Below are 20,431 nucleotides of genomic sequence, written 5' to 3' on the forward strand. Positions count from 1 at the left end.
CGTTACACCGCTCCCACATCTACCGCATCGCCGAGCAGTCCCTCGGCTGGCGTGCGGTAATCGACCTCGAACCAGCGCTCACCGCGCTTTTCAAAACTCGTGATACTCGACAGCTCGCAGCGGCGCGAGGTCGGGCTGTGGAACAGGGCTTTGCCTGCAACGTCGAGGTGGGCCATCCAAATCGGTGACTGGTGCGACACCATCACAATGTCACCGCCACGGGTCGACTCCCACGCCGCATCCATCGCCTCGCGCACGCGCGCGGCAATGTGGCGGTAGGGCTCGCCCCAGCTGGGACGAATCGGATTCCACAGTTTGTACCAGTGCTTGGGGTTTTTGAACGCCGACTCTTCGCCCGAGTTCACCATGCCCTCGAAATAGTTCGTGGGTTCAATGATGCGCTCATCGGTGTGGATCTCGAGGCTCAGCGCACTCGCGATGGGGCGCGCAGATTCTTGCGCGCGCTGCAGCGGTGACGCAATCAGTTTCACCACCGCGCGGTCGCTCGCCGCAATCTCGAGGGCAGCGGCTTCAGCCATGCTGTGCCCTCGTTCGGACAGGCCGAACCCAGGAATGCGTCCATACAGGACGCGGTCTGGATTGTGCACCTCGCCGTGGCGCACCAGATGCAAGAGTTTGTCGCTCACACCCTCATTCTACGTTCGCGCCCGGCCTAGACTCTGGGAACTCGTCGCCGGTGCGCAGAATGCGGCCCCCTAACACCGCTGACGCGGTTATGCGGCGGGTGTCCACCCTAGTTTCGGGCCGATCTTGGTCGCCAACTGAAACAGCATCTGCTTCCAGTCGGCCAGTTCGAATTCGAAGGGCAGTTCGAACAGGTAGTCATCGGCGGCCTGAAACGCCAGGTCGGTGCGAATGAACTCGACTATTTCGTCGGCCGATCCCAGCACATCGAGCGCGATGATCGTGTTCTTGCCGTGCACTTTCTCGGTGCGCGGGGTGCGCGCCTCGGCGTACGCCCGATACTTCGCGGCTTGTTCGGGCGTCGCGCCATCGGTCGGCACAATCACCCGGGCGACACTCGCGCGGGCGGCATCGCCACGCGGGCTTGCCGCACGAAACGCATCGATCTGGGCGCGCTGGGCCTCAGCAAAATCTCTGATGCCGTTTTCGGTCGAGCTGATGTTGCTCACGAGCCAGTTGAGGTCGGCTGATCCGGCCCATTCGGCAGAGCGCAGCGAGCCGCCGCCGTACCAGAGCCGCTCGACAAGACCCGCGCTGTGGGGTTCAACCCGGGCCGAGTCGAAGTCACCGCCAATGCCCTTATACTCGGGGATCTCGCGCAGCGGGTCGCCCGCGAGGTACTCACGCAGGCGCTCGATGCGGCCGTAGGTGTAGTCCTCTTCGCGCCAACCGGCGTCATGCACACGGTCGTTGACACCGTCATCGCCGTAGCCGGGGCCGTGCACGCTCAAGCCCGGCAACACGCGGCCGCCCGAGAGTACGTCAGCCGTCGCTAGATCTTCAGCCAACCGAAATGGGTTCTCAAATCCCACCGGAATCACCGCGGTGCCCAACCCGATGCGCGACGTTGCCTGTGACAGCGCGCCGAACAGCACCGCGGGCGAGGGCAGGCCGTGCTGCATGTGGCGCGTGCGCACCCAGCCACTGTCGAGCCCGAGCTCTTCGGCGTACCGAAACAGCTCGATGGCGTCGGCAAACCCCTGCGCGGGAGCATCCTTGTGGAAGGGGACGAGGTGAATGAAACCGAGGCTGCGCAGCGGGCGCGGCCCGGGCACGGAGTTGGTGCTGGTCATGGGCTGCTCCAATGGGTGCTCAGAAAAGGACCGGGTCGATCTCACTCTAGGAGCGCCACGCCTCGCGCGCGATCTTTCCTACTCTGTATGTCTTTCTCAGCTGCGTGCAACAATGCGGGCCCGCACGCGGCTAGACTGTCTGGGTGACTGAGCGTGTATTAATAAAGGACCTGGCCGCCCACGAAGACGGCATCGTACGTGTATCTGGTTGGGTCGAGAAAGTGCGCGACCAGCGGTACGTGCAGTTTGTTGTGCTGCGTGACGAGTCTGGCGCTGTCCAGCTCGTGAACGGCGGCGTGCTGCGAGAGGCAGACCCCGAGAACCCGCGGTCTGACATTCTCGTGCCCCGCACGACCACGATTACCGAACTGACGCAGGGCACCTTCATCACCGTTGAGGGCGAACTGCAGCACAACGAGCGCGTCAAGCTCGGCGGTGTTGAGATTCAGATCGAGACTATCGACGTAGTGACCCGCTCGCTGCCCGACAACCCCGTGGCCGGCGACTCGAACATCGATGTGCGCCTCGACTGGCGCTTCCTCGATCTGCGTCGCCCCGAGCAGAACCTCGTGTTCCGCATCCAGACGACCTTCCTCCACGCACTGCGTACCCTCTGGGTCGAGCGTGGCTTCATCGAGATCCAGACCCCCAAGCTCATGGCTTCGGCGTCGGAGTCTCGTGCAGAGCTCTTCGAGGTCGAGTACTTCGAAGGCAAGGCGTTCCTCGCGCAGAGCCCCCAGTTCTTCAAGCAGATGGCTCAGGCTGCTGGCTTCGGCGGCATCTTCGAGGTCGGCCCCGCCTTCCGCGCCGATCACTCGTTCACCTCGCGCCACGCGACCGAGTTCACCTCGATCGATACCGAGCTGAGCTGGATCGACTCGCACGAAGACGTTATGGAGCTGCACGAAGAGCTCATCGTTGCAGGCTTGTCGGCCGTCAAGGAAAAGCACGGCGAAGAGATCGAGAAGCTCTTCGGCATCAACCTCACGGTTCCCTCACGCCCCTTCCCCCGCATCCCCCTCGCCGAGGCGAAGGAGATCGTCAAGGAGCGCGGCTACGAGGTGCCTCGCGCCGACGCCGACATGGATCCCGAGGGCGAGCGCCAGATCTTCGCGTACGTCAAGGAAAAGTACGATCACGATTTCGTATTCCTCACCGACTACGCCACGTCGATTCGCCCGTTCTACCACATGCGTCACGCTGATGACCCGTCGCTGACCAACAGCTACGACCTGATCTACCGCGGCACCGAAATCTCGACGGGTGCTCAGCGCGAGCACCGCATCGAGGTGCTTGAGGAGCAGATCAAGGACAAGGGCATGGACCCGGCTGAGCTCGGCTTCTACCTCGACTTCTTCCGTTACGGCGTACCCTCACACGGTGGTTTCGGCATGGGCCTCAACCGCGTGCTGATGCTGATGCTCGAGCAGTCGTCGATCCGCGAGGTGACCTACCTGTTCCGCGGCCCCACGCGTCTGATGCCGTAATTTGCACGGATTCTGACCAGGATCAAGGTGCTTCCCGCTCACGCGGGAAGCACCTTTTTTCGTTCTCGGGCGGCGTTTAGCCACGGCTTCGCGCTCATCGCAGCCTCATCGGACCGTCACTGCAGCGCGACCATCACGTGAGGCATAAAAAATATGCAATACTGATTGCAGGGGAAAATTTAGACGGGGTGTATTTCTAACCGGGCACTCAGCCCGGGGATAGAATATGCAAATTTCTTCTGCGCTGCCATCGGGCGCACGTCTTCACCGCAACGGGGGTTCGTGGGGTTGTCTCGCCAGCACCGGTGCACTTCTTGAACACCTGGGAGTAGTCGATGGGCAAACCTGCAGCGGTCTGGGAACAGCGGTACGCGCGTCGCCTATTCATGTCTGACACCGCAATCGTCATTGTCTCGGTGGTCGCCGCGCAGCTGCTGCGTTATGGCGTGAACCCGGCCGAGCTTGAGCTACTTCCGACCGACCGTTCTCAGCTGCAGGTGAGCTATACACTCATCACGGTCGCCCTGATCATCTGCTGGCTATTAGGCCTCACGATGTCGGGGTCGCGCTCTAAAAAGATCACGGGCATCGGTTCAATCGAGTACAAAACTGTCATCACTGCCACCCTCGCGGTTTTTGGTGTCCTCGCGATTGTCGCCTTCGCGCTTCGCTCGCAAATCGGTCGCGGTTACGTGCTCATCGCGCTGCCCGTCGGGCTGGCCCTGCTGCTGCTGTCGCGGTGGTTATGGCGCAAACAGCTGCACCACGGCCGCGATCATCACAGACATATCTATCGCACCCTGATCATCGGTGACCGCGCCAAAAGTGCGCTGGTGGCGAGTGAGATTTCACGCACCCGCTACGCCGGGTTTGGCATGGTGGGAGCGATCACCGAGGAAGGCTCGCAGACCGAACTGCTCCCGGGGCTACCCGTGGTGGGCGATTACACCCAATTGGTCGAGGCTGTTGACCGATATCGCGCCGACGTCATCATTTTGACGAGCGCCGATGCGCTCACCCCGCAGCGACTGCGCGAGGTGAGTTGGCAGCTTGAACACCGTGACGTCGCGCTCATCGTCTCGGTTGCGCTCACCGGCATCGCCGGCCCCCGCATTCACACGCGCCCCGTCTCGGGTCTACCGCTCGTACACGTCGAGTTTCCTGAATTCACCGGGCGGAAATACTTCACGAAGCGTCTCTTCGACCTCGTCTGCTCACTCATTTTGCTCGTGGCGACGAGCCCCATCATGCTGGTTACCGCCCTCATGATTCGCCTCGACAGCCCCGGCCCCGTGATCTTTAAACAAGAGCGCGTAGGCATCGGCGGGGTGCCATTCACGATGTTTAAGTTTCGGTCAATGTATGTCGATGCTGAGGCTCGCCGTGCCGAGGTGATGCGAGACGCAGAGCACACCGATGGCCTCTTCAAAATGAAGAACGACCCCCGGGTCACCCGGGTGGGCGCGGTGCTGCGCAAGTACAGCATTGATGAGCTGCCCCAGTTCGTGAACGTGCTGCTGGGCAAAATGTCACTGGTGGGCCCTCGCCCGCCGCTGCCTTCTGAGGTGCAGCAGTATGACGCTTGGGTGCACCGCCGGCTGCTCGTGAAGCCGGGCATCACCGGCCCGTGGCAGGTGAGCGGTCGCAGCGACCTGTCGTGGGATGAGAGCATCAGGCTTGACATGTATTACGTCGAGAACTGGTCACTCGTTGATGACTTCTTGATTCTGATGCGTACCGTGCGCACCGTGGTTGCCCCGCAGGGCGCATACTAAAAGAGCTGTTTCACACACCGGGGGATGGTTATGGCTGGGCTGATTGCGCAGGACTGGGTCGAACCGTACGGGGGCGCCGAAAAGGTGCTCGCGGCGCTGATCGAGGTGCTGCCCGAAGCTGATCTCGCCTGCCTCTGGAACGATGACCCCCGATGGGATGCGCAGCTGCGGGTGCGCGAATCATGGTTGGCGCGCAGCCCGATGCGCGGCCGCAAAGCGTTTTCACTGCCGCTCATGAGTGCCACCTGGCGCGGGCAATGGCGTTCTGTGCAGCCCGACTGGGTGGTCACGAGTTCGTACGTCTTTGCCCACCACTTAAGCACCGTGTTTCCAGATGTGCCCCGTTTCAACTATGTGCACTCCCCCGCCCGCTACCTGTGGGCCGCCGAACACGACCGACGCGGCAGCAACCCGCTGCTCGGCCCAGCTTCGGCCGTGCTGCGCGGCATCGATCAACGTGCCGCCTCGCACAATGGCGAGATTGCCGCGAACAGCGCATTCATTCGCGAGCGAATCCAGCGCGCTTGGGGGCGCGATGCCACCGTCATCTACCCGCCCGTCGACGTCTCCACCATCGCCAGCGAGGCCCACTGGGCCGATCGCCTCACCGCCGCTGAAGCCGACCTGTTGGAGTCGCTCCCCGAGAACGAGTTTCTACTCGCGGGCTCACGCATGGTGCCCTATAAGGGGCACGCGCAGGTGGTCGCCATGGGCGAAGCCCTTGGTGTTCCCGTCGTACTCACCGGCAGCGGCCCAGAAGAGGAGCGGCTGCGCGAACAGGCCCGTGGTTCCAGCACTCCCGTCTTTTTCTTAGGCAAGGTCTCTGATGAGCTCTTGCGTGCCCTCTATCAGCGCGCCCTCGCGTTCGTGTTCCCCCCGGTAGAAGACTTCGGAATTATGCCGGTGGAAGCGATGGCCGCGGGCTGCCCAGTGATCGCAAACCGGTTGGGCGGAGCCGCTGAATCGGTCGTCGACGGGGTGACCGGCGCGCTGATTGATACGGCAGACCCTAAGTCATGGGCCGCGGCGGTTGACCGCGCGACCAGTACCGACCGCTCAGCTGTACGGGCTCGTGCACTCGAGTCGACATCGCCCGGTTCAACGAACGGGTGCGGGCATGGGTCTCGCCCGGTATCGACTGTGCCGAACCCCACGACGGCAATGTGGCGACGGGAAGCGTACTGCCATGAACGCCGAATTACGCCCGACCGTGAGCGTCGTCATCCCTTGTTATAACGCCGCCGCGACCCTCGGCTTGCAGCTCGAGGCGCTCGCGGCTCAAATCAATCCCCCAGAGTTTGAGATCATCGTGGTTGATAATCGTTCCACCGATGACACCGCCCTCGTGGCTCGCCGCTGGGTAGAGGCCCTCCCCGTGTTACGGGTCGTGAACGCGTCTGAATTGGCGGGTGCTTCCTACGCCCGTAATGTGGGGGCAGCCGCCAGCAACGGGCAGTTCCTCATGTTCTGCGACGCCGACGATGTCGTCGGTCGGCATTGGGTGCAGCACGGCCACCGTGATTTCTCGACAGCTGACTGCTGGACCGGTTCAGCAGTTCCCATCAGTACTTCCGAGTTTGTGTGTGGTCTACCCACTCTTTGGGAGCGTATTGGCGATGTGGAGGAACCCGAAAACTTCGACTTCGAAGGCAACGATCACGATCTGCCCATCTTGTGCGGCGGCTGTTTTGGCATCACGCGCGAACTGTACCTTGAAATCGGCGGCTTCGATCAGTCGTTTGGATCGGCAGGGGAAGACAACGAGCTGGCTTGGCGGCTGCGCCGGGCAGGCTACCCCCTGCCCATCTCGAGAAGCACCAAGATCGCTTACCGCATCGACGACCGTCTCCCCGTTTTGCTCAGCAAAACTCGCGCCGCTGCAATCGGCATGGTGCGACTTTCGCGCCGCTACGACGCCAAGACGCAGTACACCCGGCTACCGTGGATCGTGCGCAACGCTGTTGGCGCCACAGTAGCATTTGCGCGGGGCTCTCTTCGAGGTGCGGCGGGGGCCGCTCTGCGTGCAGCGGCCAGGCAGCGGTGGGCTGCTTCCGCGGGCGCGGCAAGCGGCCTGTGGCAGTTTCGCCGGTCTACGCCCGCACCGCAGCTCGGTCTTGGTTTCGCCGAGGGCCGCGAGCAGCAGAAAGCTGCGACGTAAGCCCGTGATGCAGTCATCGGAGCCCGCCCGTCGGCCCGTGGTGGCTGCCTTATTCGCACTATGCGCGATGGGAGCGCTCGGCACTGTGCTGTTACCCATTGGGTGGCAGATCAACCGTTTTGTCGTGTGGCTGTACTATCTGGGACGCAGCCTGGGCATTCCAGACTTCGTTACGATTCCGATGTATGAGTTTGGGTTGAATGTGCTGCTCTTTGCGGCACCCGCCGCGCTCGCTTCCTTGCTATGGTCCCGCATCAAATGGTGGGGCTGGCCGCTCTTGGCACTGGGAGCGTCCTTGGCCGTCGAGATCGTGCAGCTCGTCGCGCTTCCCCGCGAGTTCTCATTCCTAGATATTGTGGCAAACACACTAGGTGCGCTCATTGGTGCCGTGGCGCTTATCCGTCCCAGCCGCCGGGAATCTGCTCGATGACGTTCCATCGATCAGAGAGCTGATTAGCCAGGTTCCCTGGGAAGGCCCGGCTGTGAAATGCTGGTGCCCAAGTGCCTTGAGCTTTATGCTGTGCTGAGGCGCGCAGTACGTCAGCGATGTAGCCGCCCCAGTACCCGAAAGTTGAGTTGGTCAAGATGAGTCTTGGCGATGCAGCCAGTAATGCCAGCTGGTGCAGCACGGTAGCTCCCGCGGGTGGTTCACTCACGGGCGCGATGTCAGTGAGCCACCCGAGTTTCGTGTGGCACCATTCGAGGTCATCACTCACCAGCAATATGGAAGTGATCTCGCCGGTTGCCTGCGCAGCGGCAACCGCCACACGCACGTACTCAACGACGTCGAACGAATAGTCACCGCGCCAGCGCGGCACACTGTAGTAGTCGCCGCGGCGAATATTGATTGTCAGGTCTGCGGGCGGATTGATTCGGGCGAGTTCACTAGCAAACTGCGTAGGTGTGCCAAGCAGCATCTCCGCGATAAATGCGTCGAGCTCTGCACCGGTGTAATTCAGTCCAAAGTGTTGCAGGGGGTGCTGTTCGATGCGTCGATCAGTCAGTCTCAGCTCGCTGCGAGAGATCACCAACTCTTCAAAGAGCTTGGGGAAGGCTTCCTGCCAGAGCTTTGATTTTTCAGTCTCGAGTGCGAATCGGGGCTCCCCTTTCGCCTGATGCAGGTGCGCATTCAGCCAGTAGTAGAGGAGATTACCGAGGTTTACATTTGCCGGTGTCCACAGCACTTCCCGAGGGCCCCGGCGCACAACGCTGAGCAGTGAGGCCTTGGCCTGGGAAAGCGACAGGTTGGGCATCATGAGAGCTTTCCAAGTTCCACCAGTCGCGCAAACTGCTCGTTCCGTTCGCTCACCTGCGCGAAGGTTCCCTCCGTCTGTACCTGTCCATCGCTCAAGAAGACGATCTTGTCGGCGTCGCGCACCGTTGAAAGTCGATGCGCGACGATCACGACGGTCATGCTGCCTTTGAGACTTTTGAGCAGCTGCGAGATGGCATGCTCTGTAAGGTTATCAAGTGAGGAGGTCGCTTCGTCCAAGACTAAGAACCTTGGTTCCTTATATAGGGCTCTGGCGATGCCAAGCCGTTGCCGCTGTCCTCCGGAGAGCCGCATACCCCGCTCACCAATGACTGTTTCGGTGCCTTCTGGCAGGTCGGCGACAACGTCTTCGAGCTGGGCGAGCTTGAGTGCCCGGTCAAGCCTCGTCTGGTTCGCGACCGTGCCGGGTGGGCCGAACGCCACGTTTCTGGCGAGCGTATCGTTCAGCAGATAGACGTCTTGCGCCACCACCCCAAGCTCGCGATACCAGGCCGCAATGTCTGCGGAGATCGAACGCCCACCGCAGGTAATGTCACCGCTTGTGGGGCGCAGCATTCCCAGGATGAGATCGACGAGGGTGCTCTTGCCCGCACCGCTCGAACCTGTGATCGCTACGGTCGAGTTTTCTGGAATCACCAGTGAAATACCGTCAAGCACGGGGCGCTCGGCATCCTCGTATTGCAGAGTCACGTTATCAACGACAATGTCACCGGAATAGTTTTGATCCCCCAAGGGAATCTCGTTGTGTCGCGGCCCGCGTTCCAGTTCCTCCGCTTCGGTCAGCACGATCGTTAGCCCCGCACGGCTGCTACGCACCGTCGCAAGGCTTGCGCCCACCCTGTTGAGCGTAGGAAGCGCTCGCAGGGCCGCTGCACCGAACACCGCGAGCACGCTCATCGCGTGGTCTGGGGTCCCCGTCGCGAACAAAATCAACGCGATGCCGCCAATGGCGAGCAACAACACTATCTCCATCAGATACCTAGGCAGTTCTGAAGTGATCGAGAGCATACGCGTCGCGTGTGCAAGCTTCATACGCGCTTTCCAGTAGCCGTCGGCGAAAGCGCCAGCGCTACCTGAGAGTCGTACATCTTTGAAACCGTGCAAAGCAGGAATTAGATACTGAAGACTGTTCAGCTCGGCCTCAGCGTTCTCGATGCCGATGCGTGTCTGGCGGGCGCGCAGCAATCGCTGCGTGCCCATCAGCACGACCCCAAAAAGGAACGCTGCGAACAATGCAACAAACGGTGAGATCACAAACAGCACGACGCTTAGTAGCACCAGTACCAGCAGGTCAGCGAGCATACCCACGACACCCAGTAATACGTTGGCGGCATGATCGTTCGCGCTACCAACGTCACGCTGAATGCGCACGGCCTCGCGGGCGCGGTGCCGTGCGAAGGGTTCAAGGCTGAACATGCGCATCAGCTCGGTCGAGGCATCGGCCGCGATGCGGGTCGTGCGTCCGAGTAACCACCAACGAAAGAAGACTGTGCCCACGCTCTTAGTAACGAAGAACCCAGCGATCGCTATCGCAATGATCATGATCAAGGTCGATGTACTTGGTCCGCCAAAGAGCTGCGAGATGAAGTTCGCGACACCACCCTGTGATGCGGGGTCGGTAAACACTTGCATGAGCAACGCCATCGCGGCGACACCCAGGGTGTCGAGGGCAGCCAGCCCCACTGATCCGAGCACCGCGAATACGAGCCATGCTCGTGAGGTCATACGGGCGAGCGCAAGATATTCCTTAAGGTCGGCGATCAGGGAACGCTTCGCTGGGGTGCTCGTCATGCGTTATACCTTTCTGAGACCCCGTATGTGGCTGCGATACGCACGCACATTTCTGGGGTCGAATACAGCTGCACTCCGGGACCAGCCTGGGCCGCGAGTTGCGCCTGTTGAGCTGTCTGATCTGAAAATTCCGCTCTGGCAAGCATCGCGCGAGCCACGGTGGCCGGATCCACCTCACTCACTAACGATCCTGCCGCAACGATCTCGGGGTTGCCACCCACGTTCGACGCGACCACGCGCATACCCCGCGACACAGCATCGAGTAACGTGTACGAGTGGTTTTCCCACACCGAGAGCTGCACGATCACGTCGGCATTGGCCATCGCTGCCTCCGCGTCAACGTACCCCGCAAACGTGATCCGCGAGGCAGCTCCGAGCTTATTTGCGCGGGCCTCGAGCTCGCTGAGCAGCGGACCCTCCCCCGCGATTACTAGCGTCGCCTCAGGAAGTTTTTTGTGCACCGCAACGAACGCTTCGAGTAGCACATCAATTCGTTTCTCTGCGCTCAACCGTGATAGCGATAAGTACCTGGGTGCCACGAGGTCAGGCTGCGCCGGCACAGCACCTGGGCCTTCGGAAGCAGCCCCTGCCGGTAGGTCAACGCCGTTGTGAATGACCGTGATGGGCTGTGCCACCCGCCACTTTCTGACCATAGTGTCACGCGTGGCATGTGCTACCGCGATCACGCCATCGAAGCGTGAAAAACGAAGCCGGTGTACAGATGCCATCACGCGGGCTTGCAGATTCGAGCGGTGGTAGACGCTGTCTTCGCCCGCGATACCGTGCTCGGTGGTAAATCGACGAGTGCCGCGGGGCAGCTTGGTCCACGCCGTCACGATGTCAGCGTAGGCGAGATGCGAGTGCACGATCGCCGGTCTCAGCTGCCGCGCCGCTCGAGCAAGCGTGCGCATGGATGTGATGGTGCCGGCGGCTGGCCCAAACGGTCCGGTGAGTACCGCCGAGCCCTGTGCGCGCAGCCGTTCGGCGAGCGCCCCCTCGGGGCACAGCACTGTGACGTGCCAGCCGGGAATTCCCACCCGTGTGGCGTCGAGCACGTGGCGAGCGACGCCGCCGAGCTCGCCGACGGGCACCACCCAGAGCGCCCGCTGTTCGCGAATCTGGGTCTGCTCAGACATCGTTGGCCACCTGTTCGGGGTGCAACAGTCCTGACACGGCCGCCGCCTCCACGAGCAGCGAAACACGCTTTTCAGCCAGCCATCTCGGCATCCGGTCAAGCGCGGTATCGAGTTTGGCTGCCGACCGTGAGAGATCGGCGAGGCTGCGCTGCGCTTGGTGCGTCACGAGACGATCCCACAGCCCGGTACCTCGCGCGGTTGAACCCGAGACACCAGCCCCGTGCTTCGCGTCGAAGGTGAGCCGTGCAGCACCTGAGTAGAAAGCACGACGCACACGCGACTCGGTGGTGGTGGCCGCGATCCAGTGATCAGTTTCGGCATCGAAAGCAAAGTCGACGGGGGTGCCGCTCGCATAAAGCCGGTAGCCCCAGTCCACGTCTTCCCAACCGTACGCACGAAAGTTCGTGTCGTACGGGCCCACCCTGTCATAGGTTTCGCGGGTCACTGAGACGTTACCGCCCCAGTAACGCCAACGTCGCTCGGGAGTCGCGTGATACGCCTCCTCACGAAACCGGGTGTCACGCTCAAGCCCGTAGGCCCGCGCGTACGCCGTCTCAGGGTAGATGTTGCGCACCAGTCCGATCGCCCCGCGGGGCTCACCCGTGTGCTGTGCGAGGTGCGCAGCAACGTACCCGGGGTCTGGCCGCAGGTCGTCGTCGCACCTCACGAGCACTTCGCCACGTGCGGCCGCGAAGCCTGCGTTGAGGGCCGCCGAGCGGCCCCTGTTTTCAGGAAACACGATGGGCGTAACCGGTAACTCATGGCGAACTCTCTCGAGCAGGTCAGCGGTGTCATCGATGTCGCCATCGACCACCACCACGACCTCCCACGAGGGCTCGGTCTGCGCCCGCAGGCATTCGAAGAGCTTGGGGAGTCGCTCGACCCCGCCCCGACTGGGCACCACAATGCTCACCCGTGGCGCGGGGCGCGGCTCCTCATGCGTGTTCATGGTTAGAGCCACTTCTCGAGACGCTCGAGCGCGGTCCAAAAACCCTCACCATGGTTGATGTGGCCCTGCCAGATCTCGGGAATGAACGGGGTGCCGGGTGACAGCCGTTCCATCGCCGTCGCGAACTCAGGCCAGTCGATATCCCCTTCGCCCACCTGCACGCCTTCGCCATCAACACCGGTCGCGTCGACCAGGTGCCAGTGAATGGTGTGGGGGGCGAGCAACTCGACAGCTTCAGAGAAGGGCACCCCGAGGAACGTCGCCGCAAGCTTGGTGTGTGAGGCGTCAAAGCAGAGTGCAGTGCCCGTGCGCTCGGCAAACTCTGCGGTGTCGCGCGGGTCGAGGAACAGGTTGTGAAACTGCTGCCCGCCCATCAGCCACGGGAACGGGGGCAGGGTCTGTGCGGCGATACGCACGCGGCCGGTATCGAGGCGGGCCAGAGCTGCCGCGATGCGATCGTACTTGCGCAGACGCTCAGAGGCCGGAATGTGCCGGTCCTTGGTGAACCCGCCCATCGTCACCACCATGATCGGGTCTGTTTCGTTGGCGAACCAGCGAGTCAGGCTGCTCGTGACCTCGATGGTGCGCTGTACCTCGCGAATCGATCGCTCCCAGATCTCATCATCCTCAGATGCAAGATCCACCAAGAAGTCGCCCGCGAACAGGTCGGGCAGGTGCGTGGTGAAGCCAATATCTAACGGCTCGGTGAAGTAATCTTCGAGGTTTACCTCGAGATCCTTGTACGAGAAGTGAAACTCGAGGAAGTCGGGGTTTGACTGGGCCAATAGCTCGGCGTGGTCGTGATAGCGCACCGGCAGACCCCACGGCCGGTTGAAGTCGAAGTCACGGCCCGTGGGGGTGTGATCGCGCAGGTCACCGGCGAAGAAGAAATCGCCCTCTGCCATGTCGCGCCTAATCGTGCGACCGAGCAACGCAGGAAGCGTGTTGGGCTGCAGACCACGGCCGGGGCTGCGCACCTGCACGTCTTCGGCAACCAGCGTGCTGCCTTCGAGAATCGGGCGAGCGGCCACCAGCGACTTCGCGAGGTTGATGCGGTTCATCGCCTCGCCTGTCGAGACCACGCGTTCTTGGTTCGTACCGATCGCGGTTTCGATGTCTCTGATCTCGCGCACCATGCGTGCGAACTCGTCGGGAAGCAGCGATACGGTGTGGTCGTTGCCCTCCATCGTCTGGTCGACGGTGAAGTGCTTCTCGATGATGTGGGCGCCGCGGGCGACCGCTGCAACCGGCACGTGCCAGCCGCGCTCGTGCCCCGAGTAGCCGACGAGGCATTCGCCCAGTTCAGCAAGACGATCCATGTAGGCAAGGTTCAGATCCTTGTATGGCGCGGGGTAGGTCGACTGGCAGTGCAGCAGTGCGTACGACGCTCCGCGCCGGCGCAGCAGCCCGATGGTCTCAATGATCTCTTCTTCGCGAGACATGCCGGTGCTCAGCAGCATCGGCAGCCCACGCGAGGCGGCGTCTTCGAGCAGCTCGTGATTCGTGAGGTCAGCCGAGGCAATTTTGAGGCCTGGAATCCCGTAGTCAACGAGTGCCTGCACGCTAGGGCCATCCCACGGGGTACACATGACGTCGATTCCCACATCGCGAGCGTGGTCGAAGACGTTAAATAGCGACTCAGCAGGCATTGAGAAGCGCCGCAGCAGGTCGAGGGTGTACTGCACGCCCATGTCTTCGCCCGCGGTCTGGCCGCCGCTTTGACGGTACAGCGCATCCATGTCGCGCAGCTGAAATTTCACGGCGTCGGCCCCGGCCTCGGCCGCGAGGTCAACAAGTTTCTTGGCGAGATCGATCGAACCGTTGTGGTTGTTGCCGACCTCCGCGATCAGGAAGGCCGGGTGGCCGTCACCAATTTCGTGGGCGCCGATACGCATCGTGTCGCTGCGGTCGACGGCCACGGCGACCAGGTGCCCGCGGTCATCGACGAGCGGAATGTGACTGATGCCCTCGCGAAAATGGGGCAGAATATCGGCGGGCAACGCCGTGCTCGACACCGTCTGCACCTGAGTGTTGCAGGCATCGCCGACGGAAGTGTCGAGCGAGGCCGTGGGGTTCGTTACGATCCAGCGGCGAAAGTCGCCGTCTGAGAATGAGCCTCGCAGCACGCCGTGCGTATCGACACAGAAGACGATGCGCTGTCGGTTCGCGTTGATCTTGCCCAGTGCGGCGAGAATCGGATCCTCGGCAAAGACGATGTACGGCGTCAGTTGACGGTCGATAATCATACAAATTCTCCATTCGCTATGCCGTGCAGGTCACCCAGAACCTGCTCGGCGATCCTGAGATCTACCAACGTGTCAATATCAATTCCCTCGGCCTCATCCATAACGAAGAGACCGACCTTGCCACCGATGCGGTTGTGTTCACGCTCGTATATTTCGGTGCGTGTGAGGTACAGCGAGCCGGTTTCACGGTAAAAATAGTCCGTTGCGCGCAGGTCTTGGCGCAGCGGTCGGTGCGCCGGATCATACTCGGCCGTAGCCGAGGTCTCCCCCGGTGCTGCCGGGTGCCAAAAAAACGGCGTCTGCGGGACCACGCCTACGAGGCTGTCGACCCCGGTCTCGAGGAACTGCTGCACCGCACGATCGAGGGTGTCGGGCAGGCGCACCGGCGAGGTCGCTTGCAGCAGCATCACGGCGTCAGGCCGGCGGCCCTCAGCCGTGCAGTGCGCGATCGCGTGTTCGATCACGGGCTCTGTTTGTGTGGCATCCTGTGCAAGCTCGGCCGGGCGCATAAACGGTACGCTCGCGCCGGCTTGACGCGCAATCTCAGCGAGTGCTTCGTCATCGGTTGAGACGATTACTTCGAGGTTCGCGGTGGCCGCGAGGGCCTGCTCGATGCTCCAGGTGAGCAGGGGTTTACCTGCCAATGGACGAGCGTTTTTACCTGGCACGCCCTTGGATCCGCCGCGCACGGGGATCACGCAAAGTATCTTCTGTGTCATCGTTTCACCAGCTTCTCGATCTGTCGTGCAATGTGTTCGCCCGGTTCAATGGCGGGTTGAATGGGAGGGGGCGTGGGGGCGCCGCCCCACGGTGCGAGCCCGTAGCGATGCCAGAACTCGTGCACCCACTCGGGAGGATTTATGCCAGTGACCCAGGCGGGAACACCCGCTGCTGCAGCTTCGAGTATCCCGGTGGAGAAGATCGCAACGACGGGTGGCCCCTCGCTGAGCGGAGCTCCCACCCGGTCGAGCTCGATGCCCTGCCGCTCCCATTTGCGGTGTTGCCACCGCGACAGACGGTCGGTTTCTGCGGGGTGTGGCCGATATGTCGCCCCCGTTTGTGCGCAGAACGCGGTCGCGGTGCGGGCCGAGAGGGATCTGGGGAGCTCGGCGCCGTGGAGCTGGCCTAAGAACACTGGGCGTTCATGCGGATCAGAAGTCTGTGCGGGGGCAGAGTCAGCGGCGTTCCACAACAGCTGGCTACCGACAGCTTTGACCGTTACGTCGCTGCGCCCTGAGCGCCAGAATTCGCCGTCGGCCTCGCTGAATGCAAACAGGGTGGCCCCTGCGGGTAGGGGCGGCGCAAAGGGCGTGAGTAACCCGTGCTGCACTACGCAGTACGTCGCCCCTAGTTCAATCGCCCATCGGTGCGCGGTGGCGCCAGCGATCAAGAAGTACCCGGCAGACACCACCGCGCGTACCTCGGAGAGCGTCTCAGGGCAGGGAGCAGATCCATCGATCGAGCGTAGCTCGGGCGCGACAAACAGCTGCTCCCGCAGCAGGTGCTCAGCTACCGCGCGAGGGGCCAACACTGCGACTTGGTCGGCGGGCAGCGAGGCTGCCGGGCGCAGAATCGCAGCGAGCGCCGTGGGAGTCGTGGCGTCGAGCGCGATGAGCACTCGTGGCGCAGGGCCCGTGTGCAGCAGCACGAGATCAACCGGGGCCGGGGTGCGCAGGGCCGCCTTGATGGTACGCAGGCGGTTGCGGCTTCGCTGCCAGCGACCCCAGCCGTCGAGGTCTTCAGGAAAGTTCAGTCCCATTTTCGTGTCACCTCCCGCATCCGATGAATGAGTGTGTGCTCAGCGAGCGTGCGTGCCTTACCTGCCGCACGAATGCGGTTACTCCAGGCGGTGTCGCGGGCCGCACGTTGAATGAGGTCAACGAGTTCGGCGTCGGTGTCATACAACAACGTTTCCACGCCGGGTTCATAAAAGTCTGCAACTGAGGGGCGATCGATGAGCTGTAATCCGCCCACGCCCGGTGCTTCGAAGGTGCGCATCGAGAGCCCGTCGTGACCGTCGCCGTGAATGTTGAGGGTCGCGAGGGACCCGGCCATCACCCCGTAGTAGTCGGTGCGTGACACCTCTCGCAGGCCGACCGATGCGGGGTCACGTTTGCGGCCGGTGCGCAGCAAATCCCAGGGGTGATTCGACCATTCGCGCCCGTAAGCTTCGAGCTCGATACCGTGGCTGACCAGCATGCGCACGATGCGTTCGCGCTCGCGGTAGCGCGCACCCACGAGGTTGACGGCGGGGCTTTGGCGCGGGGTGAACGCGGTGAGCGAGTCAAAGCCGTCGGGCAACAGGCTTGCGTCGATGCCTGCGTCGCGCAGCCTCGCGACGTCGTTGGGGCTGTAACTCAGCACCGGGCCGATCGTTTTCAGCTGGTCGAGGGTGTACGACAGCCGTTCGAGTTCGTCGTAGAGCCATAGCACGGTGGGTACGTCCTGTGAGGCGAGGGCTTCCCACCAGCCGTCATTGAGGGCGTCGCCTTTGACGACGAGCACTACGTCGGGGCGCGTCTCTCGCAACACCGTGATTGCACGCTGGGTGACTTCTGCACGGTTGCGTTCGCGCTGCGATGCTCCAATGCTGCGGTGCGCCAGGGCGTTACGCCAGCGGTCTCGGTGGGTGTCTCCGCGGTCGTAACAGTGGGCGGTGACCTCGTGACCATCGTGTTCGAGCGCGGCGGCGAGCGCTGCCCAGTAACCGTGGAAGGCGGGGCTGACAAGCAGTATGCGCCGCGGGGTCATGGCTGTACCTGCTTCGTCACGTTTGTGCGCGGGCGGGCTGATCGGCGTTTGGCCTCGCGTGCTGAGTCGTGCACGGTGGAGAGTTCACGGCGCAGGGTGGTCATGGGTTGCTCGGGTTTGCCGAGTAGTCGGCGCAGGCCACCAAATGCGAAGTTGACCAATGAGGCAGCGACGAGTGCTACACGCATGCTGCCTGCGCCGGTGCCCCAGGTGCGTGCGTACAGAAATCGTGAGGTGAGCAGCCAGCTCAAGCGTCGGCCGGAGTCTGATGAGGCCCCGCCCTCGTGGGCCACGGTGACGTCACCTAGATACACGGAGGGGATGCCGTGGTCACGTAGTTTGCGCTGCAGATCAGTTTCTTCGCAGTACATGAAGAAGCGCTCGTCGAGACCGCCCACCTCACGGTAGAGCTCAGTGGGTACGAGCAGCGCGGCTCCCACCAGCCAGTCGGTGACGGCCGTAGTTCCAGGTACGCAGCGGGTATCGTGACCGACTGCCTCATGTAGGGCAGAGCGGTTGCGCCACCTGGCAAGCGGCCTGAGCCATTCAACTGCATAGTGGCTGGTACGGGGAAAGTGTCGGCCCGACATTTGGGCCGTCCCGTGTAGGTCAACAAGGGCGGGGCCCGCAACGGCGGGCTGCCAGGGAGCGGCCGCTCGCAGCAGGTTCTCCACGAATGATGGCGGCAGCACGAGGTCGCTGTTGAGAATGAGCAAGAGCCGTTTGGTTGCTAGTGCTACGCCGCTGTTCACTGCGCTGCCAAAACCGCCGTTGCGTGCACGTCGGAACACCCGCGCCGCTGTTGAAGGCGGAAAGGGTTCGGGCGAGCAGTCGTCAACCACGATGATTTCGAGGTCTGCACCGCCCGGCTGCCCGCGCAACTCGTCCACGAGTACTTCGGCAAGCGCGGGGTCACCGTAGTGCGGCACGATGACCGATACGTCGCCGGGTGCCAACTCAGCCCAGGCAGTCATCGAATCGCTCCGATTCCCCGCAGCGTGACCGCGAGCAGCTGGTGGATTTCGGCGGCCGCGGCTACGGCAGCCGCAGGGCCCAGCCCCACGGGGTCAGCGAAGTCATCGGCTTCTGTGTATGCCCGGTCGTCGTTGACGCACAGGCTCACGCCTTCGGCACGCCTGGGTGGGTTCTCGAGCAGCTGGGCCGCACGGCGCAGTGTCAGGGTGCGCCTGGCGGCGACCGGAAAATTGCGCACAACGAAGTCACGGTGCGCACGCTCGAACGTAAGGATCAGGTCTGCGGCGTCAATGTGGTCACCGTCGATCTGACGAGCGCCCCGGCTTCCCGCTGTATCGATACCGTAGGCGGCGAGCGCCTGCCCCATGTCAGTGTCAACCGGGTGCCCGGTGAGCGCGTGTACCCCGGCACTGTCGAACTCCCAGTCTCCGTTCACCCCGTCGTAGTCACGCGCGAGCAGTTCTGCTGCGCGTGACCGCACGATGTTGGCGTGACAGACAAATAGGAGGTGACGTGTCACTCGGTGCTCCGTCGGCCCCGGCGGCCCGACTGAGCTTCAGCGGCCGCAGCGTCGTCTGCAGGTGTAGGGCCAGCCTGGGGTGCGCCCTGCTGGGGGGCGTCTTCGAATACCAGTGGGGTCTCAGGCGCCGCGTTGGCGGCTTCTGACTCCTGCAGGTAGTACCCGCGGTTCTTTTTGCTGTAGTAGTAATACCCGTCGCCGCCATCGTTCTTGGTGACGCCGTTCAGCACCACGCCAAGCATGCGGGCGCGAGCACCCTCGAGCAGCTTGTGCGCGCTGCGCACCTCTGGCTTGGTGGTTTTGCCCGAGCGCGCGACAAAGATCACTCCGTCGACGATGGTGCTCGCGAGTGCCGCGTCAGTCACAGGTAGTACCGGCGGGGCATCGATGATGACGAACAGCTCTTTACTGAGCCGTTCGACCGTGCTCTTCATGTGCGCCGAGCCCACGAGTTCGGAAGGGTTTGGCGGGGTGACGCCCGAGGGCAGCACAAACAGGTTCTTCTGGTTCGTGGCGCGTAGCGCATCGTTGAGCGTGATCTGCCCGCTCAGCAGGCTACTGAGACCGACCGAGCCGTCAATGTTGAGGGCGTTCGCCACGGCAGGGCGGCGCAGATCGGCATCGATGATGAGGGTGCGTACCCCCGACTCTGCGAGCATACGTGCGAGCGCTACCACCACAGTGGTCTTGCCTTCGCCCTGGTTGGCGCTGGTGACAACGATGCTGCGTACCTCTGAGTCCACGCTCGAGAAACGTAGGTTGGTGCGCAAGTGGCGAAAGGCTTCGGCTCCCAGCCGGTCGAGCTCGGGCAACCCTTGCTCGTTTTTCTTAGGCTTCCCCATTCTGGGGATGAGTGCGAGGAGGCCTAGTCCACCCGCAGATTCGGTGAGGTCATCGGCGCTGCGCACCTTGATGTCGAGGATGCGACGCAGCAGCTGATAGGCGAGGCCGAGCGCGAAGCCGGCTGCCGCGCCCATGAGCATGTTGCGCATCCAGTTGGGAGAAGATGGCGACGCGGGTGCTACGGCGTTCTCGAACGGAGTGACCGTTACGAGAGCCACTTCATTGCCCGAGGCCTCCTGCTCGATCTCGCGAATCACGTCAGCGAGCGCTTCGAGGGCACCGTTCGCGAGTGCGGCTGCGCCTTCAGATGACTCTGCTCGAGCGGTAACCGTGATCATGGCGCTCTGGGCAACGAGATCAGCACTCAGGCTACCGCGCACCTTCTCCGGGGCTACTTCAAGGTCGGGGTTTTCTGCAATGCGCTCAACCACGGCGTTACTCGTAATGAGTGCGAGGTAGGCCTGAATGCGGTCTGTTTTCTCTTGTGCAACGACGCCGCTCTCTGCGGATCCCTGCATAAAGCCCGACGAGCTCGCGGTATACACCGGAGTCTGAGTTGCAGAGTAGGCAGCCCCCGAGGCGAGCCCAATGAGCACCGCGAAGAAGAAGAAAATCCAACTTCTTCTCAACATCAGAATAAAGTCCGCAACAGTCAACTTCGCTCCCCTCAGCTCGGTTGTTCATTTTTCAGATTTCAGTGCACCAAAACACATAATCTGTCATATGCACTTCAAATATGAATCATATCC

Annotated in this window: 18 protein-coding genes; 5 read left to right on the forward strand and 13 right to left on the reverse strand. The window is 62.5% G+C overall.

Annotation, left to right across the window (positions count from 1 at the left end; all coding sequences use genetic code 11):
• Window positions 1–2: 2 nt before the first annotated feature.
• Window positions 3–647, reverse strand: a complete 645-nt coding sequence (locus tag JOF28_RS07275; protein ID WP_209705160.1) for a histidine phosphatase family protein — start codon at window positions 645–647, stop codon at window positions 3–5.
• A gap of 87 nt (window positions 648–734) precedes the next feature.
• Window positions 735–1,778: an LLM class flavin-dependent oxidoreductase gene (locus tag JOF28_RS07280; RefSeq protein WP_209705161.1), complete on the reverse strand. Its 1,044-nt coding sequence runs from the start codon at window positions 1,776–1,778 to the stop codon at window positions 735–737.
• Between the two features lie 143 nt (window positions 1,779–1,921).
• Between JOF28_RS07280 and aspS the strand changes: the two genes are divergently transcribed.
• From aspS to JOF28_RS07305, 5 genes are all read left to right on the forward strand, one after another.
• A complete protein-coding gene (gene aspS / locus JOF28_RS07285) occupies window positions 1,922–3,265 on the forward strand; it encodes an aspartate--tRNA(Asn) ligase (RefSeq protein ID WP_209705162.1) in 1,344 nt (447 codons plus the stop codon).
• Window positions 3,266–3,600: 335 nt separating this feature from the next.
• A complete protein-coding gene (locus JOF28_RS07290) occupies window positions 3,601–5,040 on the forward strand; it encodes a sugar transferase (protein ID WP_209705163.1) in 1,440 nt (479 codons plus the stop codon).
• 30 nt (window positions 5,041–5,070) lie between these two features.
• Window positions 5,071–6,276, forward strand: a complete 1,206-nt coding sequence (locus tag JOF28_RS07295) for a glycosyltransferase (RefSeq protein WP_209705164.1) — start codon at window positions 5,071–5,073, stop codon at window positions 6,274–6,276.
• Window positions 6,227–7,198 (forward strand): glycosyltransferase family 2 protein, encoded by a 972-nt coding sequence (locus tag JOF28_RS07300; protein WP_209705165.1) that lies wholly within the window; start codon window positions 6,227–6,229, stop codon window positions 7,196–7,198. Before JOF28_RS07295 ends, JOF28_RS07300 begins: the two co-directional genes overlap by 50 nt.
• A 67-nt stretch (window positions 7,199–7,265) precedes the next feature.
• Window positions 7,266–7,628, forward strand: coding sequence for a VanZ family protein (locus JOF28_RS07305; protein WP_209705166.1), 363 nt, complete (start codon window positions 7,266–7,268; stop codon window positions 7,626–7,628).
• Here the strand turns inward: JOF28_RS07305 and JOF28_RS07310 are convergent.
• The 11 genes from JOF28_RS07310 to JOF28_RS07360 are packed head-to-tail and all read right to left on the reverse strand — an operon-like array spanning window position 7,594 to window position 20,338.
• On the reverse strand, window positions 7,594–8,454 hold the full coding sequence (locus JOF28_RS07310; RefSeq protein ID WP_209705167.1) for an alpha-1,2-fucosyltransferase: 861 nt from the start codon (window positions 8,452–8,454) through the stop codon (window positions 7,594–7,596). The genes JOF28_RS07305 and JOF28_RS07310 overlap by 35 nt on opposite strands.
• Window positions 8,451–10,262: an ABC transporter ATP-binding protein gene (locus JOF28_RS07315; protein WP_209705168.1), complete on the reverse strand. Its 1,812-nt coding sequence runs from the start codon at window positions 10,260–10,262 to the stop codon at window positions 8,451–8,453. The genes JOF28_RS07310 and JOF28_RS07315 overlap by 4 nt, the downstream gene beginning before the upstream one ends.
• Window positions 10,259–11,398, reverse strand: a complete 1,140-nt coding sequence (locus JOF28_RS07320) for a glycosyltransferase family 4 protein (protein WP_209705169.1) — start codon at window positions 11,396–11,398, stop codon at window positions 10,259–10,261. Before JOF28_RS07320 ends, JOF28_RS07315 begins: the two co-directional genes overlap by 4 nt.
• Entirely contained in the window at window positions 11,391–12,347 is a 957-nt protein-coding gene (locus JOF28_RS07325; protein ID WP_209705170.1) for a glycosyltransferase family 2 protein, read from the reverse strand. The genes JOF28_RS07320 and JOF28_RS07325 overlap by 8 nt, the downstream gene beginning before the upstream one ends.
• A 2-nt stretch (window positions 12,348–12,349) precedes the next feature.
• Window positions 12,350–14,593: an N-acetylneuraminate synthase family protein gene (locus JOF28_RS07330; protein ID WP_209705171.1), complete on the reverse strand. Its 2,244-nt coding sequence runs from the start codon at window positions 14,591–14,593 to the stop codon at window positions 12,350–12,352.
• Window positions 14,590–15,312 carry an acylneuraminate cytidylyltransferase family protein gene (locus tag JOF28_RS07335; protein ID WP_209705172.1) on the reverse strand — a complete coding sequence of 241 codons (723 nt, stop codon included), beginning with the start codon at window positions 15,310–15,312 and terminating at the stop codon, window positions 14,590–14,592. Before JOF28_RS07335 ends, JOF28_RS07330 begins: the two co-directional genes overlap by 4 nt.
• On the reverse strand, window positions 15,309–16,352 hold the full coding sequence (locus tag JOF28_RS07340; RefSeq protein WP_209705173.1) for an RNA-binding protein: 1,044 nt from the start codon (window positions 16,350–16,352) through the stop codon (window positions 15,309–15,311). The genes JOF28_RS07335 and JOF28_RS07340 overlap by 4 nt, the downstream gene beginning before the upstream one ends.
• The gene (locus tag JOF28_RS07345; protein ID WP_209705174.1) at window positions 16,343–17,344 is read right to left on the reverse strand and encodes a CgeB family protein; all 1,002 of its coding nucleotides are present in this window, start codon (window positions 17,342–17,344) and stop codon (window positions 16,343–16,345) included. Before JOF28_RS07345 ends, JOF28_RS07340 begins: the two co-directional genes overlap by 10 nt.
• Window positions 17,341–18,318 (reverse strand): glycosyltransferase family 2 protein, encoded by a 978-nt coding sequence (locus JOF28_RS07350; protein ID WP_209705175.1) that lies wholly within the window; start codon window positions 18,316–18,318, stop codon window positions 17,341–17,343. The genes JOF28_RS07345 and JOF28_RS07350 overlap by 4 nt, the downstream gene beginning before the upstream one ends.
• Complete coding sequence (locus JOF28_RS07355; protein ID WP_209705176.1) at window positions 18,315–18,839, reverse strand: arsenate-mycothiol transferase ArsC; 525 nt, start codon at window positions 18,837–18,839, stop codon at window positions 18,315–18,317. The genes JOF28_RS07350 and JOF28_RS07355 overlap by 4 nt, the downstream gene beginning before the upstream one ends.
• On the reverse strand, window positions 18,836–20,338 hold the full coding sequence (locus JOF28_RS07360) for a tyrosine-protein kinase domain-containing protein (protein ID WP_209705177.1): 1,503 nt from the start codon (window positions 20,336–20,338) through the stop codon (window positions 18,836–18,838). The genes JOF28_RS07355 and JOF28_RS07360 overlap by 4 nt, the downstream gene beginning before the upstream one ends.
• Between the last annotated feature and the right edge of the window lie 93 nt (window positions 20,339–20,431).

Origin of the sequence: Leucobacter exalbidus (assembly GCF_017834145.1) — a bacterium.
GTDB lineage: Bacteria > Actinomycetota > Actinomycetes > Actinomycetales > Microbacteriaceae > Leucobacter > Leucobacter exalbidus.